Source organism: Kitasatospora sp. NPDC001683, assembly GCF_053596495.1.
The window spans coordinates 26,348-46,000 of the sequence record NZ_JBSFGK010000063.1; the positions used below are offsets into that span (position 1 = coordinate 26,348).

Below are 19,653 nucleotides of genomic sequence, written 5' to 3' on the forward strand. Positions count from 1 at the left end.
AGGCCGCCGCCACTGGCCCCGGCCCTGGTCGAACTGGTCGAATCGTCGCGTGGACAGAACAGACGAAGAGGACAGGGGCACCCCGGTCGGGCGGCGGGTGGTGCTGGGGCTGCTCGGGCTCGGGGCGGTCGGCGTGGCCGCCGGACCGTTCCTGCAACGCGCCGAGTCGGCGTTGGCGCAGCGGGACCCGAGCGGCCTGAGCGGGCTGCTGCCCGGCAACAACGGCTTCCGGTACTACTCGGTGGTGACCTCCGTCCCCGAGCGGGACGCGGCGAGCTACACCCTCACCGTGGACGGCCTGGTCGAGCGCCCCGCCACCCACCGGCTGGCCGACCTGCAGGCCATGCCGCAGCGACGGCTGGTCAAGGACGTCCAGTGCGTCACCGGCTGGCGGGTGCCGGACACCCCGTTCGAAGGAGTGCCGCTGTCCCATCTGCTGGATGCCGCCGGGGTGCGGCCGGGCGCCAAGGCCGTGCGCTTCAGCTGCTTCGACGGCGCGTACACCGAGAGCCTCACCCTGGAACAGGCCCGGCGGGACGACGTGCTCGTCGCGCTGCGCCTGCAGGACAAGCCGATCACCCACGACCACGGCGGGCCGGTGCGGCTGTACGTCGCGCCGATGTACTTCTACAAGTCGGCGAAGTGGCTCTCGGGCATCACCGTCACCGACGCGGTGGAGCCCGGGTACTGGGAGGGCAACGGTTATGACGTCGACGCCTGGGTCGGCCGGTCGAACGGGCGGGACGATGCGCCGACGAGCTGAACTGGTCCTGCGCTTCACCCGGGCCGAGCGCTGGGTGCACCGCACCACCGCCGCGCTGATGGGCGTCTGCCTGACCACGGCCGGCTGCCTCTACCTCGCGCCGCTCGCCGAACTGGTCGGCAACCGGCCTCTGGTGGTCACCCTGCACGTGTGGTGCGGCCTGGCCCTGCCGGTGCCGCTGCTGCTCGGCCTCGCCTCCCGGGCGGTGCGGGCGGACGCCACCCGGCTCAGCCGCTTCACCCCGACGGACTGGCAGTGGCTGCGGGCCGTCCGCACCCGGGCCGCGCACCGGCCGGCCGGCAAGTTCAACGCCGGGCAGAAGCTGTACGCGCAGTGGACGCTCGGCTCGATGCTGGTGATCGTCGGCAGCGGGCTGCTGATGTGGCTCACCCACCTCGCCCCGCCGGCCTGGCGCACCGGCGCGACCTTCGTGCACGACTGGCTGGCCGCCGCGATCGGCGTGGTGATCCTCGGGCACGTCCGGATGGCCTGGCGGGACCGGGAGTCACGGCTCGGGATGCGGACCGGGCTGGTCGAGCGCAGCTGGGCCGAGCGCGAGCACCCGCACTGGCAGACCGGGAAGGACCGGCCGGCCGCCGGGAACGGCGCCGGGCCCGACCGCGTGTCATCGAACGACTAGCCGTGTGTCGCTGCGAGGATTGGCCGTTGTCCGTGGAGCAGACAGGAGTTCCCCTTCATGAGCTCGAGCGCAGAGGGCCCCTCGGATTCGGAATCCTCGACGCTGGACCACATCAAGAACGGCCTGGGGCTGTTCCTGACCGCCTTCGTGGCTGCCGTGAACTTTCTCGGACTTCAGAGCTCGGAGCTCACGACGGTACTCCGCAACAACCCGCTCGAGGCTGCAGTGGTGGCCGGCATCCTGCTGCTGGCCCTGGCCATCGCGATGACGGCGACTTTCTTCTCCAACAGCCGGAGGATGCCGCCGTACTTCGTGCCGGCCATCTTCGCGGCCTGCATCGGCCTGGTCCCTCTCGTGATCTGCGTGATCGACATTCCGAGGAGGACCCCGCCCGAGGCCTGTCTGTGGGTCAGTCTCATCGCCGGCGGACTGTTCTCGGCGATGGTGGTCCTGGGCTTCTACTGGTGTGGTTGGAAAAGGTCGTTGACCTGGATTCACCGCTTTCTGAGGTATCGGACGACGGCTGTTCCGGCCGTCGTCGATCCACCGGTGTGGGCGGAGCTGCCTCCTTCCCCCGTGCCACGGACAGGTCCCAGACCGGGCATCACGTCGGTCCTTCTCATCTGCGCGGTGATCCTCACTTCTCTTGCCACCTTCGCGGCCGCCCGGCTGGAGACCAAGAGCCAGACGGCCGCGGCCTATCCGCAGATTTCCGCCTCGTTGAAGAACTCCGGATCCGTCGGGGCGGTGTCCGTCACCGTCGAGAGTTCAAAACTCGCCTATGGTGACAAGATCGGTGTCATCGTGCAGGCGGTTCCACGAACCTTCCCGCTCGCCGACACGTGCTTCGGGGGCACCGACCCGGCGAAGAAGTACTGGCGCCTCGACGACTGCCTGCTCAACGCGGTCTGCAACACCGTCCACCACGAGACGAACCCGTGCGACGTGATCACCAGCGGGTCCCTGGAACCCGATGCGAACGGAACGGTCAAAGCGGTCATCGACAACCCCGTTTCGCTGAGCGCCTACCAGTTCATCGATGTGCGGGCACAGATCTGCGACCTGGACACCACTTCCGGCAGCCACACCTGTGTGTACGACAAACGCAGGACCGCCGCTGTCTTCCTGGGAGTTCCCGTGGTGTGATCCGCTGGCCGGCAGTGGGGCCTCCGGCCGGCTCACCCCTTGCGCAGCGCGAGGAAGCGGCGTCCGTACGAGGTCCAGCGCTCCGCCTCCAGGAGGCCCGCGGCCCGGGCCCGCCGGAGGGTGGCGGTGGTGCCGAGCCGGGCCCAGGGGAAGGCCGGGCCGAGCCGGCCGTCCGCCCCCTCCACCCGGACGACGGCGCGCTCGTCCACCTCCTCCGGATCCACCTCCACCAGCAACAGTCCCTCCGGGGCGATGAGTTGGGCGCTCCGGCGGAGCAGCGCGTCCGGGTCGCCGCCGATGCCGAGGTTGCCGTCCGCGAGGAGCGCGGCGCCCCAGCGGCCCTCGGCGGGCAGGCGGTCGAAGACGGAGCGGCAGAGCGCCGGGCCGCCGAGGCCCACGGTGCGGGCGACCGCCGCCCTGGTCACGTCCACCCCGAGGACGGGCACCCCGAGGGCGAGCAGCGCGGCCACCAGCCGGCCCGGGCCGCAGCCGAGGTCGAGGACGGGCGTGGCCAGCTGGGTGCAGCGGTGCAGCAGGCTGTGGTCGGCGCCGGCCGCCGGGGCGCACCAGCGCTCGATGTCCAGGTGCAGCCGTCGGCCGTCCTCGCGGCGCAGCCACAGCGGGCCCCGGCCGGTGCGGACGGCGTCGGCGAAGGGGTCGTCCACCCAGGGCGCGGCGACCGTCAACTCGCCACCTCCGGCGCGATGTCGAGGGCTCGCAGCCGGGTGGCGAAGCGGCTCGCCGGAACCTCGTCGGCCACCTGCCGGGCGTCCTCGACGGTGTCCACGTCCGTCAGCGCGGGCAGGTGGCGGACGGTCAGGCCGGCCTGCGCCAGGCGGCGCAGGAGCGCGGCACCCGTGACCGGGGTGGACATCGGCACGCCGTGCAGGACGAGGGCGGCCAGCCGCGCGGTCGGCCGGGCCAGCCCCAGCGCCCAGAAGCCGCCGTCGGCCGCCGGGCCGTACCAGGCGTCCGCGCCCGGCCGTCGCGCGGCGGACAGCGGCTCGGCCAGCGCGGCCGCGTCGAGCTGCGGGGTGTCCATGCCGACCAGCAGCGCCGGGGCCCGCGGGGCCAGCCGGGCGGCGTGCGCGAAGGCGGCGGCCAGCCGCCGGTCCAGGCCGCCGCCGCACTGCGGGACGACCTCCCAGCCCGGCGGCAGCCAGCCGCCGGGTTCGCCGTCCAGGACCAGCAGGCGGCGGCCGGCGGGCATCGCGGACAGGGTGTGCAGGGTGTCGGCGAGCGCGGCCTCGGCCAGGGCCGCCGCCTGGGACGGGGTGCAGGGCGGGGTGAGGCGGGTCTTCACCCGGCCGGGGACGGGCGCCTTGGCGATCAGCAGCAGTGTGGGCGGCGGCGCGGCCAGCACCGCCCGCATGTCGCGGACGGCCTGGCGGGTGCCGCGCAGAGTGCCGGTGACCTTGGAGCGGCCCGCGCGGGGCAGGTAGTCGACCGGGGTCTCGGCGATCCGCAGTCCGGCGGCCGAGGCCGAGAGCACCATCTCCAGGGGGTAGCCGGAGCGCCGGTCACCGAGGCCCAGCGCCAGCAGCCGTTCGCGGCGGGCGGCCCGCATCGGACCGAGGTCGTGCAGCGGGGCGCCGGTGCGGGCCCGCAGCCGTCGGGCCAGGAAGGCGTTGGCGAGCCGCGCGTGCGGCGGCCAGGCCCCGGCGGTACTCGGCCGGCGGTGGCCGAGTACCAGGTCGGCGGTGCCGTCCAGGACTGGGCCGGCGACCCGGGGGAGCTGGGCGGGGTCGAGCGAGCCGTCGCAGTCCAGGAAGCAGACCAGGTCCGCGGTGGCGGCGCGCAGCCCGGCGTGGCAGGCGGCGCCGAAGCCGCGCCGGGGCTCCTCGACCACGGTCGCGCCGAGGGAACGGGCGAGCTCGGCGGAGCCGTCCCGGGAGCCGTTGTCCACGACGACGGCCCGCCAACCGGCCGGGATGCGCTCGAGGACCCACGGCAGCGCGGCGGATTCGTCCAGGCAGGGCAGGATGACGTCGGCGACCGGTGCGGGAGGGAGGGAGGAAGTCACGCCGGTCACGCTAACCGCGGCCGGTCCCGCCCGGCCCGAACCGCGCCCTTACGGAAGTGCTACGTCGGTGCGGCGGAGCCCGTTCGGGGGATCGCGCGAAGACCCGGGATCTTACGGAACGCGAACGCCGGCCCCGGTGCGCCGCCGACCACCGGCCGGCGGGCCCTATCCTCGGCGGGGTGAACGAGAGCCCCACCACCGCCGGACCACCGCGCCCCGGCCGCATCCTGGTGGTCGACGACGACCCCACCGTGGCCGAGGTCGTCACCGGCTACCTCACCCGGGCCGGCCACCACGTCGACCGTGCCGCCGACGGCCCGCAGGGGCTCGCGCTGGCCCGCGCCCACCGCCCGGACCTGCTGGTCCTGGACCTCATGCTGCCGGGCATCGACGGCCTGGAGATCCTGCGCAGGCTGCGCGCCACCGCGGACGGCGCAGACCTGCCGGTCGTCCTGCTCACCGCGAGGGGCGACGAGACGGACCGCATCCTCGGGCTGGAACTGGGTGCGGACGACTACGTCACCAAGCCGTTCAGCCCCCGGGAACTCGTCCTGCGGGTCCAGTCGGTGCTGCGCCGCTCCCGGGCCGGCGCACCCGTCCGCCCGGAGGGCGGACGGGTGGTCTCCGGTGACCTCGCGCTCGACCCGCAGGCTCGTCGGGTTCACCGGGGTGGGCGTGAACTGCTCCTGACGGTACGGGAGTTCGACCTCCTGTCGTTCCTGCTTCGGCACCCGCGGACGGTGTTCTCCCGGCAGGAGCTGATGGAGCGGGTCTGGGGCTGGGACTTCGGTGACCTGTCCACCGTCACCGTCCACATCCGCCGGCTGCGCGAGAAGGTCGAGGACGACCCCGCCGCGCCGGTGCTGATCAGCACGGTCTGGGGCGTCGGCTACCGCTACGACCCGGTGGACGTGCCCGCCGCGGTGGACGTGCCCGCCCCGGCGGACGTGACCGCCCCGGCGATGGAGGGGACGGACGGACCGGCATGAAGGACCTGTCGCTGATCGCCCTGTTCGCCGCGCTCGGCGCCGGCGGGGCCGGCCTGCTCGGCTGGGCGGCCGTCCGGCTGCTGCGCCGGCGCTCGCTCGCGCTGTCGCTGTTCTGCGTCGCCGCCGTCACCGTGCTGGCGGTCACCTCCGGAACCTTCGCCGTCGCCCAGGCGATGTTCCTGTCCCGGCACGACCTCGGGGTGGTGATCACGGTACTGGGGATGGCCGCGGTGGTGTCGCTGGCGACCGCCGCGCTGCTGGGCCGCCAGGTCGTGGCCGGCAGCAGGGCGCTGACCGCCGCTGCCAGGACGGTGGGCAGCGACACCGGGTTCGCCGCGCCGGAGCCTCCGCTCGGCCTGGAACTGGCCCAGCTCAGCGCGGAGCTCGCCGCCACCAGCGCCCGGCTGGCCGAGTCCCGGGCCCGGGCGCAGGCCCTGGACAGCTCCCGCCGCGAGCTGATCGCCTGGATCTCGCACGACCTGCGCACCCCGCTCGCCGGCCTGCGCGCCATGGCGGAGGCGCTGGAGGACGGTGTGGCCGAGCGCCCGCAGGACTACCTGCAGCGGATGCGCACGGAGGTCGAGCGGCTCACCGGGATGGTGGACGACCTGTTCGAGCTCTCCCGGATCCAGGCCGGAGCGCTGTCCCTGTCGTTGTCGCGGGCGTCCGTCTACGACCTCGTCGACGACGCGCTCGCCGCGGCCCACCCGCTGGCCCGGCAGAGCGGGGTCCGGCTGGAGGGGCGGCAGGTCGCCGCGGAACCCGTCGAGGTGGACACCGGTGAGATCACCCGGGTGCTCGGCAACCTCCTGGTCAACGCGATCCGTTCGACCCCCGAGGACGGCGTGGTGGCCGTCTCCGCCCGCCGGGACGCGGACCAGGTGGTGCTCTCGGTCACCGACGGCTGCGGCGGCATCCCGGAGCCGGACCTGCCCCGGGTGTTCGAGACGGGGTGGCGCGGCAGCACCGCCCGCACCCCTCGCCCGGCCGTGCCGGGGAGTTCCCGGGAGCGGGTCGAGAGCGGTGGCGCCGGGCTCGGACTCGCCATCGTCCGCGGCATCGTCGAGGCCCACGCCGGTCGCGCCCGGGTGTACAACGTCGCCGGGGGCTGCTGCTTCGAGATCGCCCTTCCCGCCGCCCGGAGCTGAGGTCAGGCGCCTCGCGGGGCGGCCGCGAACTCCCGCATGCCGTCCGCGAAGGACACTCGGGTCCGCCAGCCGAGTTCCTCGCGCAGCCGGGTGGAGTCGGCGGTGATGTGCCGGACGTCGCCGAGCCGGTACTGGCCCGTCACCACCGGCGCCGGCCCGTCGTGGGCGGCGGCCAGCGCCTCGGCCGTCTCGCCGACCGTCCGGACCTCGCCGCTGCCCACGTTGTACGCCCGGACGCTGCCCGGGAGCCGGCCGCCGACCGAGGCGAGCGCGGCGAGGTTGGCGTCCGCGACGTCCCGGACGTGGACGAAGTCCCGGCGCTGGCCGCCGTCCTCGAACACCCTCGGCGCCTCGCCCCGGGCCAGTGCCGAGCGGAACAGCGAGGCGACCCCGGCGTACGGGGTGTCGCGCGGCATGCCCGGTCCGTAGACGTTGTGGTAGCGCAGCGTCAGGACGCGGCCCCCACAGGCGCGGGCCCAGGCGCCGGCCAGGTGCTCCTGGGCCAGCTTGGTGGCCGCGTAGACGTTGCGCGGGTCGGCCGGCGCGTCCTCGGCCACCAGCCCGGGGCTCAGGTCGGCGCCGCACCGTGGGCACGGCGGCTCGAAGCGGCCGGCGTCCAGCGCGTCCGGGCGCCGCGGACCGGGCGAGACGTCCCCGTGCACCGTGCACCGGTACCGGCCCTCCCCGTAGACCACCATCGACCCGGCGAGCACCAGGTCCCGCACTCCCGAGCGCGCCATCGCGGCGAGCAGCACCGCCGTGCCCAGGTCGTTGCAGCCGGCGTAGGCGGGCGCGTCGTCGAGGTCCAGGCCCAGGCCGACCATCGCCGCCTGGTGGCAGACCGCGTCCACACCGGCCAGTGCCCGCTCGACCATCCCCGCGTCCCGCACGTCGCCGTGCCGCAGCTCCACGCCGTCCGGCAGCACGGGCGGTACCCCGCGGGGGTGGACGGCGGGCAGCAGCGCGTCCAGGACGCGGACCTCGTGGCCCGCCGCTGCCAGGGCCCGTACGACCGCCGAACCGATGAACCCGGCACCGCCGGTGACCAGAATCCTCATGACCGCCGACGCTACCGGCCGACGCGCGGAGAACCGGCCGAGGCGGGCGTGGTGTCACGCTTCGGTAAGACTCCGGGCGGCGATCGGGACCGCGCCCGGCCGGTTCATCCGGGCGTTCGGCCGATGTCGCGGCCGAGTTCGAGGGCGAGGACCTGGTCCAGGCGCACGTAGGTCTCGAAGCGGGTGCCGTCCGGCAGGGCGGCCCGGGCCTCCAGAGCATGCAGGGCGCGCACCGCGACCCGGGCGTCCAGATCCTCGGCGAGGCCGTCGAAGCCCGCCTGGACCATGCCGGCGTCCGGAGGACCGGACGGCTCGCGGGCGGTGTCGGCCACCAGCGCGCGCCAGCGGGCCAGCGTCTCGGCCGCGTCCGCCAGATCGTCGTCGGTCAACCGGATCGGGGCGGTGACGGCGTGTTCGAGGAAGGTGAGGCGCAGCGCGAGGGGGTCGGGCCCGTCCACGGTGATCGAGGCCGACGGTGCGTCCCCGGAGTCCGGACGGGCGTGCCGGGGCGTCGTCACCGGGCCGGTGACCAGGAGCGGCGCGGACGCGGGGCCGGCGTGCACGGGTGAGCGGCTGGTGATGGCGAGGTCGGCCGTGGCCGGGTCGGAGGCGTCCGCGTCGTGACGTGTGCTCAGGCGGGCGGGCGGGTGGACGCCGAGCCGGCCGGCGGCCTCGAGCAGGACCCGGGTCTTCTCGCCGGGGGCGTCCGGGACGACGAGTTCGGTGATCACCTGCAGGCCCTGGGCCTCGCAGGTTCGGGCCAGTACGTCACCGGTCACCAGGGCTCGCAAGTCCCCGAGGGCGAACGGGCGGCCCGGCTCGCCGACGTCGATGGTCGCGCGCAGGAGCCCGACCCGGTGCGGGCGGATCTCGGTGCGTTGCCCGGTACGGGCGTCGGTGATGCGCAAGGGTGCCTCCGTCTCGGGTGGGCGGTGTGTGGACAGGATGCGGTGCCGTTCGGGTCGCCGTCGGTAGGGCTGCCGCCGAGTTCGGTGAGTTCCCACCGAAGGTCCTGGGCGGGAGGCGCGGGCCGCCGGATCCGAGCCGGCCGGGAAAGCGCCGGAGGCTTCCGGCGCACGAACCGACGCCGCCCTCGTCCACGGCTGCCGGTGGCGGCGGTGGACGAGGGCGGCGGCCTCGTGCGGCGGCGCGCGGTGGATCAGTCGTCGAGGACCATGGCCTCGGCACAGGCGGCGATGGTGAGGAGCAGCGCGTCGTCCTGACCGGGGATGATCTTGACCGAGTAGTGCTCGCTCAGCAGCGACCACTCGCGGGAGATGTGCGCGATCTCCTGCTCGCCGTAGGTGATGGCGTACTGGTGGTCGGTGATGTTGCCGGTGACGTGGATCTCCGCGCCGTTCTCGAACGTCACGGTGAACTTGTAGACCAGCGGCGAGAAGAGCGCCTTCTTCACGGTGGCGATGGTCTGCTCGCCGCGCTTGAGGTAGCGGATGTCCCGGAGCGTCATGATCTTCTCGGAGATCCGGTACAGCTCGTTGCCCTCGGGGTCCTGGAGAGCGATCACGCCGCTGAAGCTGAACATCTTCTCGTCGACCTGGAACACGCGCTCACCGTCGCGCTTGATCCAGAAGTCGTGGGTCGGGGAGAAGAACTTCTCGTCGATGTCGTAGACGACGCCCTCCTGCACGGGCTGGTGGCCGTCCATCAGCTTCTGCCCCAGGTCCATCAGGAAGTTGTCGTGGTGTTCGCCGTGGCCCTGCTGCGGCGTGTCGCTGAACAGCTGCTGCGCGATGCCGAGCAGGCCGCCGAACTCGTTGCTCATGTTCTCTCGTCCCGTGTGAGGTGCGATTGCGGGGATGATCTTAGGGACGGGATCCGGGTGGCAGACAGCCCCTTCCGGGCTCTGTTGCACAATCTGCACAGAGCGCGCAGAAGGTCGTTGTCCGGCGGAGTCGTCGCAGGTCAGCCATGGTGCGCCCGTTGGCCGACGGCTGCCCATCGGGCCCGTCGTCGAGCGCCCGGCCGCACCGCCGCCCGGCTCAGCCGCCGGTCCGGGCCGGGCCGCCCAGGGCGCGGGCGAGGAGTCGGCACGACCAGCCGGCGGCCCGGCACCAGGCCTGGGCCGGGCCGCCGAGGGCCCGGTACCAGGCGATGCCGAACGGGAGGGCGATGGCGAACCAGGACGGGGGCGCCAGCTCACCGGGCCGCCGGGCACCTTCGCGCGCCCAGCGGCGGCACCGTTCCACGCCCCGGCGGGTCCAGTCGGCGCAGCGGTCGGCGCGCCCGGACCAGCGGGCCGAGGCCCGCAGCAGCGCGGTGTGCCGGTCGTCGCGGTGGCGTGCCATCGCGTGCGCCTCCTCTCGGACTGTCCCGTCAGCGCGTCAGGCGGGCCGCCAGCTGCGCCGGGAGGGCGTCGCGGTTCGCCCGGGTGAGCTGGACCATCTCGATGTCGGTGCGGTGCTTGAGGGCGTCGGTGAACGGGCCGTGCTGCGCCTGCACGGTGGCCACCACGTCGACGTCGGCGCTGAACAGCGCCCGGACGGCCTCCTCGAACGGACGGTGGGCCAGCTCCATCCGCCCGAGCTCGTCGACGAGCACGAGCGCCCCCGCCGACCACACCAGGGACGGCAGCGCCAGGCGCTCCATCACACCCAGGTCGACGCCGTACCGCCCGACCCGGGGCGGCCCGGGAAGGTCGACGTGGGCGAGCACCGCCCGCTCCCCCGACAGCGTCTCCAGGGCGAAGCCGATCCGGGCACCGTCCGTACGGATCTCCTCCGTGGTGAAGCCGACGGTCTCCCGGGCCCGCAGCAGCGCCGCCAGCCGGCGGATCGCGGTGGTCTTGCCGCTGCCGGGGCGCCCTTCCAGCAGGATCCTGGTCGGCATCGCGGGCTCCGCATCGGGCGGTCGAGTGGTGGCGGCCCCCTGTCACCAGCGTGTCCCTCCGCGAGCCCGGGCCGCAACGCCGATCGGCGGACCGGACGCGGCCGGTCGGCCCCGATAACCGGGTGTGCCGTCGGGGCCTGCGGTCCTACGCTGCCGCCATGAAGTTCTCGTCCGGCTGGAGCGCCGGCCCGAGGTTCGACGACCGGGCCCTCACCGTGGACATCGCCGGCTCGGTGCCGACGGCGGCCGACGCCCAGCAGGTGGCGGAGATCCTCTTCGGGTGGGGCTGGCGGGTGCGCAAGCAGTCCTGGACGGAGTTCGAGGCCGAGCACAGCTACGCGCGGCTGTCGGTGCTCCCGCTGGATCCGGTGATCTTCACGGGGGAGATCGCGATCGCCGGAATCACCGAGCTGATCGGAGTCTTCGGACGAATCGGCCACCGCTGCACCATCGAGCTGTACGACCCGGACAGCGGTGAACTGCTCGCGGAGCGACCGCTCGGGCGGGAGCAGCTCCAGGCTCCCGGGTAGGCGGCTCCTGCCGACCCGGAGGCCCGGGTCGGCTACTGCGGCAGCAGCACCGCGACCCCGGTGACCCGGTCGGCGGCGAGGTCCGCGAGTGCGGTGTCCGCCTGCGCCAGCGGGTAGCGGTTGACGTGCACCACCGGACGGATCCGGGCGGCTTCGGCGAGGAAGGCGCGGCCGTCGGACCGGGTGTTGGCGGTGACGCTGCGCAGCGTGCGTTCCTGGAAGAGGTGGCGCTGGTAGTCGAGCAGGGGGATGTCGCTGAGGTGGATGCCTGCGACGGCGAGCGTACCGCCGCGGTCCAGCGCGGTCAGGGCGACCGGTACCAGCTCGCCGGCCGGGGCGAAGAGGATGGCGGCGTCCAGCGGTTGCGGTGCGGGGTCGTAGGAGTCGCCGGCGAAGGTGGCGCCCAGTTCCAGGGCCAGCAGTCGGGCCGCCGCACCCCGGGTGAACACGGCCACCCGGGCGCCCCGGGCCAGGGCGATCTGGGCGGTGAGGTGGGCGGAGGCGCCGAAGCCGTAGATGCCCAGCAGTCCGCCGGATGGCAGGTCGGCCCGTTGCAGGGCGCGGTAGCCGATGATCCCGGCGCACAGCAGCGGGGCGAGCTCCTCGGCGGGCGGGCCCTCGGGCAGGCGGTAGGCGAAGCGGGCGTCGGCGGTCAGGTGGCCGGCGTAGCCGCCCTGCCGGTCCCAGCCGGTGTAGCGCGACTCCGGGCAGAGGTTCTCCCGCCCGGTGCGGCAGTACGCGCAGCTGCCGCAGGTCCGGGCCAGCCAGGCCACGCCGGCCCGGTCCCCGGGGGCGAAGTCCTCGACCGCGGCGCCGACCGCCCGGACCCGTCCGACCACCTCGTGCCCCGGCGTGCACCTCGCCACCCTGGGGGAGAGGTCCCCCTCGGCCAGGTGCAGGTCGGTGCGGCACACCCCGCACGCCTCCACCTCCACCAGGACCTCCCCGGGCCCCGGCTCGGGGACCGGCCGCCGCTCCCACTCCAACGGCCCCGGGCCCGCGCCGCCCACCGGACCCGGGTGCGCCACCACCCAGGCGCCGGTCTCGCCGACCACCCGTCGCGTCGTGTCCATCGCCGACTCCCGCCGTCCACCGCACAAGGCTGCTCCTTCCAGCCTGCCTCCGGGGCGGGCGCGGTGCCAGGCCGGGCGCCTGGCCGCCGAACTCCGCGTCGCGGTGGGCGGGTTCGGTGGATGCGGGCGGTGGGGCTTCGCTAGGGTGCTCGCATGAGCGACCGTGTGACGCCTCCCTTCGGGAACTTCTCCACCGTCCGCCCGGCCCTCGAGGTCAGGGACGAGCTCGCCGGGCCGGTGGCCGGGGCACTGGGGGGATGGGGCGCGCCGGAGGCGGCCGGGGCGGTGCTGTACGTGGACACGGATCCGGCGAAGGCGGACACCGCGGTGTTCTGCGAGACGTACGACGCGCCGCTGGAGTACTCGGCGAACTGCGTGGTGGTCGCCGCCAAGCGGGGCGGGGAGGTCACGATGGCCGCTTGCGTCGTCCTGGCCACGACCCGGTTGGACGTGAACCAGGCGGTCCGCAAGCACCTCGGGGCGCGCAAGGCGTCGTTCGCGCCGATGGACGCCGCGGTCGAGGCGACCGGGATGGAGTACGGGGGCATCACGCCGGTGGGGCTCCCGGGTGGGTGGCCGCTGCTGGTCGACGAGGCGGTGGCCGCCGCGCCGCACGTGCTGGTCGGCAGTGGGCGGCGCCGCGGGAAGCTGATCCTGCCGGGGTGGGCGCTGGCCGCGCTGCCGGGTGCCGAGGTCGTTCCGGGTCTCGCTGTCACGGTGGAGCCGACCACGATCGAGGCCTGACGGTACCTCAGGTGCGGCCGCCGCGGGAGCGCGGCGGGGCGAGCCGGCCACGGGCCTGGGTGGCCGTGCCCGCGCCCGCGGCCGCCGGCCCGGGCGGCCAAGTCCTGTTCGCCTGGCGCTCGTTCGCGGTCGGCCGGGCTCATCGGGCGCTGCCGAGGTTCCGGTCGCCCTCGGTGCCGTCGAGCAGGAGGGTGGTCTCCTCGATCCGCCGGAACCGCCCGTCGGGGGCGAACTCGCCGAAGAGGTAGACCTCCATCCGGACGGCCGACCCGTCGGTCTTGGTGACCTCCACCGTGTGCCGGTCGGCGTAGCGGTGCCCGTCCACGAGCTCGTCGTGCACCCGGACCGAACCGGTGGCCACGACGGTGCGCAGGTGGGCGATGTGGGCGAGGAAGTCCTGCCGGTCGTCCCAGCGGCCGTCGGTGCGCTGGCGGTAGTCGGGGGCGAAGTGGCGGTCCACGGCCTCGTCCAGGTCGAGGCCCGGGGTGAAGAGCAGGTCGGTGAGCGCGGTGGCGATGTCGGTCTGGGACACGGGTTCCTCCGGGATGGCAGAAAGGATGAAGGGAGGCGGATGCGTGCGCTGCGCACGCATCGAAGCTGATGGTGACCCTAGCAGCTGATACGTGCGTAGCGCACGCTATTCTTCGGGGTGTGACGAATGACGCCGGACACGAGATCGCCGAGGCGCTGGGCCTGCTGGTGCGCCGCAGCACCAGGGCCCACCTCTACGGGCAGCTCACCGAGGGCCTCGGCGAGGCCCTCGACGACCTCACCTACCCCGTCCTCAGCGGCCTGGCCCGAACCGGCCCGTGCAGCGCCGCCGACCTCGGCCGCGAGGTCGGGCTCGACCGTTCCAACGTCACCCGGCGCGCCGACCGCCTCGAACGGGCAGGCCTGCTTCGACGCGAACCGGACCCCGCCGACCGCCGTGCCACCCTCCTCGCCCTCACCGAGGAGGGGCAGCGCCTGGTGGGAGTCACCCGGGACCGGCTCGCCGCGCGGGTCCGGGATTCGCTCGCCGCCTGGACACCCGCCGAGGTGCAGACTTTCGCCCACCAGCTGCGACGCTTCGTCGAGGCCGGCCCGTTCACCCCGGAGCCCTGACCCCGATCAGTGCTGGACGGCAGGGGAGAGGCTGAAGTCGGCGAAGTAGGCGCGCTGGGTGCTCGCCGGGCCCCAGCTGGTGTCGTGGCCGCCGTAGAAGGTGGAGAACAGCACTCCGCCGAAGGGGATCGAGCCGATGCCGGAGGCGGTGCCCTTGGTGGCGTGCACCTGGCGGCCGTCGTACCAGACGGTGATGTCGCCGGTGCCGCGGTTCACCAGCTGCTCGACGGTGTGCCAGCGGTCGTCGGCGAGGAACCGCCAGTCGCCGAGGCCCTCGTCCACGCCGTAGCCGGTCGGGCCCGAGTTGGTGGGCGTGTAGAGGTAGACCTCGCCGTTGTCGGGTACGCCGTTGGCCCCGCGCCACATGTAGCGGGTGGACCAGCCGTCGCCGTGGTTGCCGCCGGACTCCTGACCGATCCCGCCTCCGTAGAGTCCGGGCAGCTTGCCGGCCCTGCCCCAGTCGCGGCCGGCGGGGAACCGGACGGAGTACTTGAGGTCCAGGGTGGGGCCCTGGGCGAGTGCGGACAGGCCGAGGGCGTTCAGGTCCATGTAGAACTGGCCGCCCCCGCTGGCAGGGCAGTCGGCGCACTTGTGGTCCGAGGAGCCTGCTCCGTAGGTGACCTGGAGGGCGGACCCGTCACCGGGGGCGGTGGGGTCGGAGACCTCGGCCAGGTCGCCGCCGCCCCAGGCTCCCTGCGCGGCGACGCCCCAGGCGTGCTGCCACGACGCGGAGCCGTAGCCGGTGAACTGCCCGGCCCAGGCGGCACCTCCGCCGGCAGGGCCGCTCGCCGCGACCGCGGGCTGCCGGGGCGCCGGATGGTGAGGGCGCTGGCCGGCCGGCGCCGCGCCGCAGCTGGCGGCGGCGGCCGCCAGCGCCAGGACGGTGACGCCGACCGCTGCCGAGGCGGCCGGCCGGCGCCGCCGCCCGGCTCGCTGAAAGTCTGGTTGCACGGGATTCCTCTTCTCCGTCGGTTCCATCGGTTGCGGATCCAGCCGATGCGGCCGCCCGCGAGCGCCGCCCCGCGGCAAGCCCGTTGTCTCCGGGCGGGGGTCGACGCTTGCGGGCGGCGCTGAGCAGGGTGCCCCGATCGTCGGATCGGGGCACCCGTCTGGTTGTCCGTCAGGCTACCGATGCGCCTCGCGCAGTGGCCGTGCGCCGGCAGCCCGCCCTCAGGATCCGGGCTTGACCGCGAGGACGTCGACCAGGCGGATGTCGGGGGCGCCGGCGAGCAGTTCCAGGCCGACCTCGGCGAGAGCGGCGGGGATGCGGCCGGTGAGATGGGCCCGGCGCGCGTCCTCGTCGGCGAAGGCGTCGAAGATGCCGAAGGTCGCGCCGTCGACCTGGAACGCGTACCAGACCCGGGTGCCGGGTTCGTCCTGGACGACGGCGCGGCCGGCGTCCAGGAAGGCGGCCAGCTCTGCCTCCTTGCCGGGCTTGGCGGTCAGCAGCGCGAGGACTCCGAGCTTCAGCGTCATGAGGGGATCTCCTTGGTGGGTTGTGAATCCGCGGTGCCGTGGGTGGCTCCGCGGCCTGGGGCCGGTAGCGGACTTCCGGCCCGGGAAAGACGTTAGGGTCGTGATCGATCCGCCACGAGCGGCGGAAACGACGTTTCCAGTACCGTTCGCGTCATGCGGATAGGGATGGCGGTTGTCGACGGCGTCTTCGACTCGGGGCTTTCGGCGATCATGGACGTGCTCGGTACGGCGAACTCGCTGAGCACGCGGGACGGTGGCGCGCCACCGTTCTCAGTGACGGTGATCGGCGCGGGGCCGCAGGTCCGTACCGGGAACGGGCTGAGCCTGACGACCGTTCCGGTCGGGGAACTCCCGCACGGGACGGACCTGTTGCTGATGCCGGCGGTGGGCTTCCAGGCTCCCGACCGAGTGGTCGCGGCGGTCCGCGAGCCCGCCAACGCGTGGCTGCTCGAGCTCGCCGCGGCCTGCGCCACCGCCGGCACCCCGCTGGCCGCCGCGTGCAGCGGAGCGTTCTTCCTGGCCGAGTCGGGCGCCCTCGAACGGCGGCGCGTCACGACCAGTTGGTGGCTGGGCCCGGCTTTCCGCGCCCGCTACCCCGCCGTGGTGCTGGAGGACTCGCGGACGCTGGTCCAGGACGGGCCGGTCACCACCGCGGGCGCGGCCTTCGCCCACATCGACCTCGCGCTGTGGGTGGTGCAGCGGCACAGCCCCGCCCTGGCCGACCTGGTCGCCCGGTACCTGCTGATCGGCGACCGGCCCTCGCAGGCCGCCTTCGCTCTCCCCACCCAACTGGCCCAGGCGGACCCGCTGATGGCGGCCTTCGAACGGTGGGCCAGGACGCACCTGGCCGATCCGCCCCCGCTGGCCGAGGCCGCCCGCACGCTGGGCGTGAGCCAGCGTACCCTGCAGCGCACCGCGCAGACCGTGCTCGGCAGATCGCCCCTGGAGTTCATCCAGGACATCCGCCTGGACGAGGCGACCTTCCTGCTGCGCACCACCACGCTCAGCGCCGAGGCGATCGCCGGCCGGGTCGGTTACCGCAACGTCAGCACGCTGCGGGAACTCGTACGGCGTCGACGCGGCTCGTCCCTCGAGACGCTGCGCCGTGGGGGTGTCGATGCCCCGGCGCAGGACGCGACGCCGTCCTAGGGCCTGCGCTACGCGTCGATCGCCCAGCCGGTCAGGGTGGTCTTGCCGATGGCGCGGCCGGACTCCAGGTGGCGGTGGGCCTTGCGGAGGTTGGCGGCGTTGATCGGGCCGAGGTCCCGGGTGGCGGTGGTGGTGATCAGCCCGGCGTCGACCAGCCGGGAGAGCTCGGCGAGGATGCGGTGCTGGGTGGCCTGGTCGGGGGTCCGGAACATCGATCGGGTGTACATGAACTCCCAGTGGAACGAGACGCTCTTGGCCTTCAGGGCGCCGATCGCCAGGGTGTCGAAGTCGTCGATGGCGACGATCTGCCCGAAGGGGTTGAGTGCTTCGGCGTAGGCGGCGAGGTTGCGGTCGGTGCCGGCGGTGCTGAACACGTGGTCGATGCCGCCGGGTGCGACGGACGCCAACTGGTCGGTCAGCGGCCGGTGGTGGTCGATCACGTGGTGGGCGCCCATCCGGCGGGCGAACTCGACGGTCTCGGGCCGGGAGGCGGTGCCGATCACGGTCAGGCCGGTGAGGGTGCGGGCGAGTTGGGTGACGATTGCGCCGACGCCGCCCGCCGCCGCGGTGACCAGCAGGGTGCCGGTCCGTGCGAGGTCGCCGTGGCGCAGGCCCAGTCGTTCGAACAGGCCCTCCCAGGCGGTGAGCGTGGTGAGCGGCAGGGCGGCTGCCTCGGTGAAGGAGAGGGTGGCGGGCTTGGGGCCGGTCAGCCGCTCGTCGACCGCGTGAAAGCGGGAGTTGGTGCCGGGGCGGTCGAGTGCGCCGGCGTAGTAGACGTCGTCGCCGGGGCGGAACAGGGTCACCTGCTCGCCGACGGCGACCACGGTGCCCGCGGCGTCCCAGCCGAGCACCCGGGGCTCGCCGCCCGGGTCGGCGTTCTGCCGGACCTTGTGGTCCACAGGGTTGACGGCGACGGCTTCCACCCGGACCAGCAGGTCGTGGGGGCCGGGCTGGGGGAGCGGCAGTTCGAGGTCCTCCAGGCTGGCGGGGTCGTCGATCGGCAGGCTGGTGCGGTAGGCGACGGCGGGCATGGTGTCGGTGTGCGGGTGCATCTGCAGGTCTCCGGTGGATGGGCGGCTACGGGTGGGCCGCGAGGTAGCGGTCGGCGGCCTGCAACGGGGTGAGGCCGTCGGTGTTGATCCAGGCGTCGAGTTCCTCGACACCGTCGTTGCCCAGGTGGAGGGCGTCGAGGCGGGCCAGTGCCTCGGGGTGGATGTGGCCGAGGCTCGCCCGGCGGATGACCGGGGCGGCGGCGTCGACGGTACCGAGCAGGCCCTTGGGCTCGGCCAGTGGGCGGAGGTGGTGGCGGCGGTTGAGGTACTGGGGGCGCCACAGCGGGATCACGAACCACTCGCGGTCGGCGATCCCCTGTTCGACCCGCGCGATGAAGCCGGCCTCGGTGCCGGGGGTGAAGGTGTATCCGGCGCGGTCGAGGCCGTAGGCGGTGACCATCCGGGCGGAGAAGCGGCTGATGCCGGCGCCCGGGTTGATGCCGTCGATGGCGCGCGTCACGCGGGCGGCGACGTCGGGCCGGGCGAGATCGGCGACCTCGCGCACCGCCTCGGCCGGGACGTACGGCGGCACCGCCCACACGCAGTACGGCTGGTAGTGCGGGGCGAGCAGGTGCGCCTGGTCGCGGTAGGCCGCGAGGTAGGTGTGGTGGCTGGAGGGCAGCCAGGCGGAGACCAGGACGTCGACCCGGCCCTCGGCCTGGAGCCGGAACAGCTGCTCGTGCGGGGCCTCGATGCTCTCGACCCGGTGACCGTGGGCCTCCAGCACCCGGCGGGTGACGGCCGCGGTGGCGCGGTGGAAGGACAGGGCGATGTTGCCCACGGTGATCGTGGGCCCGGACGGGGGAGTGTTCACGGGATCTCCTGTGGTGGGTGGAGTGCCTCGCGCAGGGTCGCGACGATCTGGGCGAGCGCGGCGCGGGCGGCACTGGTCCCCCGCAGGGCGTCGAGGACGACGAAGGCGTGGACCGTGCCCTGGTAGCGCACGCAGGTGACCGGCACGCCGGCCGTGCGCAGCTTCGCGGCGTACGCCTCCGCCTCGTCGCGAACTGCGTCGGCCTCGGCGGTGATCACCAACGCCGGTGGCAGTCCGGTGAGTTGGTGGAGTTCGGTGTTCAGTGGCGCGGCCGTCGGCTCGCTCCGCCGCGCCGGATCGGGTACGTACTGCTGCCACAGCCAGCGCAGGTGATCGGCGCTCTGGAAGTAGCCCCGGGCGAAGCGGCGGTAGGAGTCGGTGTCACAGTCCGCCGAGAGGGGTGGGTGGATGAGCACCTGGTGGCGGAAGGCGAACTCGCCGTGCTCCTTGGCCAGCAGGGTCAGCGCGGCGGCCAGGTTGCCGCCGGCGCTGTCCCCGGCCACGGCCATCCGGGCGGGGTCCAGCCCCTGCCCGGGGCCGTGGTCGACCACCCAGTGGGCCGCCGCGCGGGCCTGCCGCAGGGCGGTGGGATAGGGGGCTTCGGGGGCGAGGTCGTAGTCCACGAAGACCACGGCCGCGCCCACCCCCACCGCCAGCTCCCGGACCAGCCGGTCGTGGCTGACCACGCTGCCGGCGATCCACCCGCCGCCGTGCAGGTAGAGGATCACCGGCAGCGGCGACGGGACGTGAACGGTCGGCCGTACCAGCCGGACACGGACCGGGCCGTCCGGCCCGGCCACGGACAGGTCCTCGATCTGGGCGTCGGGGCGGTCGACCGGGCCGGACTGGGCCAGGTCCAGCCGGGCGCGGAGCTCCGACAGGGGAAGCCGGCGCGGGTCGGGCCCGGCCGCCGCCTGGTCGGCGAGCGCGCGGGCGGCCGGGTCGAGGACCGGGGCCGGCGGCTCGGACGGTTGGGGCATGGAGGGTTCCTCCGGGTTTCCGCTCCCAGCGCAGGTTGCCGTCCGCGTCGCGCTCGCCGGGCTCGCGGCTCAACAGCCGCCCGGTGGCATCGACATGGCCCTGCACCAGGTGGCCGC

At 74.1% G+C, this 19,653-nt stretch carries 23 protein-coding genes and 1 pseudogene; 9 read left to right on the top strand and 15 right to left on the bottom strand.

Annotated elements, in window-relative coordinates; all coding sequences use genetic code 11:
• The first annotated feature begins 49 nt into the window (after positions 1-49).
• From ACWCYO_RS28335 to ACWCYO_RS28345, 3 genes are read left to right on the top strand one after another with little or no spacing between them, the layout of a single operon-like run.
• Positions 50-763 carry a molybdopterin-dependent oxidoreductase gene (locus tag ACWCYO_RS28335; RefSeq protein ID WP_270140378.1) on the top strand — a complete coding sequence of 238 codons (714 nt, stop codon included), beginning with the start codon at positions 50-52 and terminating at the stop codon, positions 761-763.
• A complete protein-coding gene (locus ACWCYO_RS28340; protein ID WP_449785776.1) occupies positions 747-1,403 on the top strand; it encodes a cytochrome b/b6 domain-containing protein in 657 nt (218 codons plus the stop codon). Before ACWCYO_RS28335 ends, ACWCYO_RS28340 begins: the two co-directional genes overlap by 17 nt.
• 57 nt (positions 1,404-1,460) lie before the next feature.
• Positions 1,461-2,549: a hypothetical protein gene (locus ACWCYO_RS28345; RefSeq protein ID WP_449785777.1), complete on the top strand. Its 1,089-nt coding sequence runs from the start codon at positions 1,461-1,463 to the stop codon at positions 2,547-2,549.
• A gap of 32 nt (positions 2,550-2,581) precedes the next feature.
• Here the strand turns inward: ACWCYO_RS28345 and ACWCYO_RS28350 are convergent, their stop codons facing one another.
• The 3 genes and pseudogenes from ACWCYO_RS28350 to ACWCYO_RS28360 form a co-directional block, all read right to left on the bottom strand.
• Positions 2,582-3,235: a class I SAM-dependent methyltransferase gene (locus ACWCYO_RS28350; RefSeq protein WP_270140373.1), complete on the bottom strand. Its 654-nt coding sequence runs from the start codon at positions 3,233-3,235 to the stop codon at positions 2,582-2,584.
• A complete protein-coding gene (locus tag ACWCYO_RS28355) occupies positions 3,232-3,921 on the bottom strand; it encodes a TIGR04282 family arsenosugar biosynthesis glycosyltransferase (protein WP_449785786.1) in 690 nt (229 codons plus the stop codon). Before ACWCYO_RS28355 ends, ACWCYO_RS28350 begins: the two co-directional genes overlap by 4 nt.
• A pseudogene (locus tag ACWCYO_RS28360) lies at positions 3,895-4,581 on the bottom strand (glycosyltransferase family 2 protein); the annotation flags it as partial. The pseudogene ACWCYO_RS28360 and the gene ACWCYO_RS28355, both read right to left, overlap by 27 nt.
• A 170-nt stretch (positions 4,582-4,751) precedes the next feature.
• On the opposite strand from ACWCYO_RS28360, the gene ACWCYO_RS28365 reads away from it, so the two are divergent.
• On the top strand, positions 4,752-5,561 hold the full coding sequence (locus tag ACWCYO_RS28365) for a response regulator transcription factor (RefSeq protein ID WP_449785778.1): 810 nt from the start codon (positions 4,752-4,754) through the stop codon (positions 5,559-5,561).
• Complete coding sequence (locus tag ACWCYO_RS28370) at positions 5,558-6,709, top strand: sensor histidine kinase (RefSeq protein WP_270140369.1); 1,152 nt, start codon at positions 5,558-5,560, stop codon at positions 6,707-6,709. The genes ACWCYO_RS28365 and ACWCYO_RS28370 overlap by 4 nt, the downstream gene beginning before the upstream one ends.
• 2 nt (positions 6,710-6,711) lie before the next feature.
• Here the strand turns inward: ACWCYO_RS28370 and ACWCYO_RS28375 are convergent, their stop codons facing one another.
• From ACWCYO_RS28375 to ACWCYO_RS28395, 5 genes are all read right to left on the bottom strand, one after another.
• Entirely contained in the window at positions 6,712-7,767 is a 1,056-nt protein-coding gene (locus tag ACWCYO_RS28375) for an NAD-dependent epimerase/dehydratase family protein (RefSeq protein WP_449785779.1), read from the bottom strand.
• Between the two features lie 104 nt (positions 7,768-7,871).
• Positions 7,872-8,675: a hypothetical protein gene (locus ACWCYO_RS28380; RefSeq protein ID WP_449785780.1), complete on the bottom strand. Its 804-nt coding sequence runs from the start codon at positions 8,673-8,675 to the stop codon at positions 7,872-7,874.
• A gap of 251 nt (positions 8,676-8,926) precedes the next feature.
• Entirely contained in the window at positions 8,927-9,550 is a 624-nt protein-coding gene (locus ACWCYO_RS28385; protein ID WP_270140364.1) for an LURP-one-related/scramblase family protein, read from the bottom strand.
• A 217-nt stretch (positions 9,551-9,767) separates the two neighbouring features.
• Positions 9,768-10,073, bottom strand: coding sequence for a hypothetical protein (locus tag ACWCYO_RS28390; protein ID WP_270140362.1), 306 nt, complete (start codon positions 10,071-10,073; stop codon positions 9,768-9,770).
• Between the two features lie 28 nt (positions 10,074-10,101).
• Positions 10,102-10,614, bottom strand: coding sequence for a nucleoside-triphosphatase (locus ACWCYO_RS28395; protein WP_449785781.1), 513 nt, complete (start codon positions 10,612-10,614; stop codon positions 10,102-10,104).
• 158 nt (positions 10,615-10,772) lie between these two features.
• On the opposite strand from ACWCYO_RS28395, the gene ACWCYO_RS28400 reads away from it, so the two are divergent.
• On the top strand, positions 10,773-11,144 hold the full coding sequence (locus ACWCYO_RS28400; RefSeq protein ID WP_449785782.1) for a hypothetical protein: 372 nt from the start codon (positions 10,773-10,775) through the stop codon (positions 11,142-11,144).
• 32 nt (positions 11,145-11,176) lie between these two features.
• Here ACWCYO_RS28400 and ACWCYO_RS28405 read toward each other — a convergent pair whose 3' ends face one another.
• Entirely contained in the window at positions 11,177-12,217 is a 1,041-nt protein-coding gene (locus ACWCYO_RS28405) for a zinc-binding alcohol dehydrogenase family protein (RefSeq protein ID WP_449785783.1), read from the bottom strand.
• 153 nt (positions 12,218-12,370) lie between these two features.
• Between ACWCYO_RS28405 and ACWCYO_RS28410 the strand changes: the two genes are divergently transcribed.
• The gene (locus tag ACWCYO_RS28410; RefSeq protein ID WP_270140354.1) at positions 12,371-12,961 is read left to right on the top strand and encodes a YbaK/EbsC family protein; all 591 of its coding nucleotides are present in this window, start codon (positions 12,371-12,373) and stop codon (positions 12,959-12,961) included.
• Positions 12,962-13,100: 139 nt separating this feature from the next.
• Here ACWCYO_RS28410 and ACWCYO_RS28415 read toward each other — a convergent pair whose 3' ends face one another.
• Entirely contained in the window at positions 13,101-13,493 is a 393-nt protein-coding gene (locus ACWCYO_RS28415) for a nuclear transport factor 2 family protein (RefSeq protein ID WP_270140352.1), read from the bottom strand.
• Between the two features lie 119 nt (positions 13,494-13,612).
• On the opposite strand from ACWCYO_RS28415, the gene ACWCYO_RS28420 reads away from it, so the two are divergent.
• Positions 13,613-14,065, top strand: coding sequence for a MarR family winged helix-turn-helix transcriptional regulator (locus ACWCYO_RS28420; RefSeq protein ID WP_270140350.1), 453 nt, complete (start codon positions 13,613-13,615; stop codon positions 14,063-14,065).
• Positions 14,066-14,071: 6 nt separating this feature from the next.
• On the opposite strand, the gene ACWCYO_RS28425 is transcribed toward ACWCYO_RS28420, so the two are convergent.
• Complete coding sequence (locus ACWCYO_RS28425; protein ID WP_449785784.1) at positions 14,072-15,016, bottom strand: polysaccharide lyase; 945 nt, start codon at positions 15,014-15,016, stop codon at positions 14,072-14,074.
• A 219-nt stretch (positions 15,017-15,235) separates the two neighbouring features.
• Positions 15,236-15,541 carry a putative quinol monooxygenase gene (locus tag ACWCYO_RS28430; RefSeq protein ID WP_270140348.1) on the bottom strand — a complete coding sequence of 102 codons (306 nt, stop codon included), beginning with the start codon at positions 15,539-15,541 and terminating at the stop codon, positions 15,236-15,238.
• Positions 15,542-15,694: 153 nt separating this feature from the next.
• On the opposite strand from ACWCYO_RS28430, the gene ACWCYO_RS28435 reads away from it, so the two are divergent.
• The gene (locus ACWCYO_RS28435) at positions 15,695-16,690 is read left to right on the top strand and encodes a GlxA family transcriptional regulator (RefSeq protein WP_270140346.1); all 996 of its coding nucleotides are present in this window, start codon (positions 15,695-15,697) and stop codon (positions 16,688-16,690) included.
• An 8-nt stretch (positions 16,691-16,698) separates the two neighbouring features.
• Here ACWCYO_RS28435 and ACWCYO_RS28440 read toward each other — a convergent pair whose 3' ends face one another.
• Genes ACWCYO_RS28440 through ACWCYO_RS28450 form a run of 3 tightly spaced genes read right to left on the bottom strand, consistent with a single transcriptional unit; the run spans position 16,699 to position 19,536 of the window.
• Positions 16,699-17,742 carry a zinc-binding alcohol dehydrogenase family protein gene (locus tag ACWCYO_RS28440; protein ID WP_270140344.1) on the bottom strand — a complete coding sequence of 348 codons (1,044 nt, stop codon included), beginning with the start codon at positions 17,740-17,742 and terminating at the stop codon, positions 16,699-16,701.
• 25 nt (positions 17,743-17,767) lie between these two features.
• The gene (locus tag ACWCYO_RS28445) at positions 17,768-18,556 is read right to left on the bottom strand and encodes a glycine betaine ABC transporter substrate-binding protein (protein WP_270140342.1); all 789 of its coding nucleotides are present in this window, start codon (positions 18,554-18,556) and stop codon (positions 17,768-17,770) included.
• Positions 18,553-19,536, bottom strand: a complete 984-nt coding sequence (locus ACWCYO_RS28450; RefSeq protein ID WP_270140340.1) for an alpha/beta hydrolase — start codon at positions 19,534-19,536, stop codon at positions 18,553-18,555. The genes ACWCYO_RS28445 and ACWCYO_RS28450 overlap by 4 nt, the downstream gene beginning before the upstream one ends.
• Between the last annotated feature and the right edge of the window lie 117 nt (positions 19,537-19,653).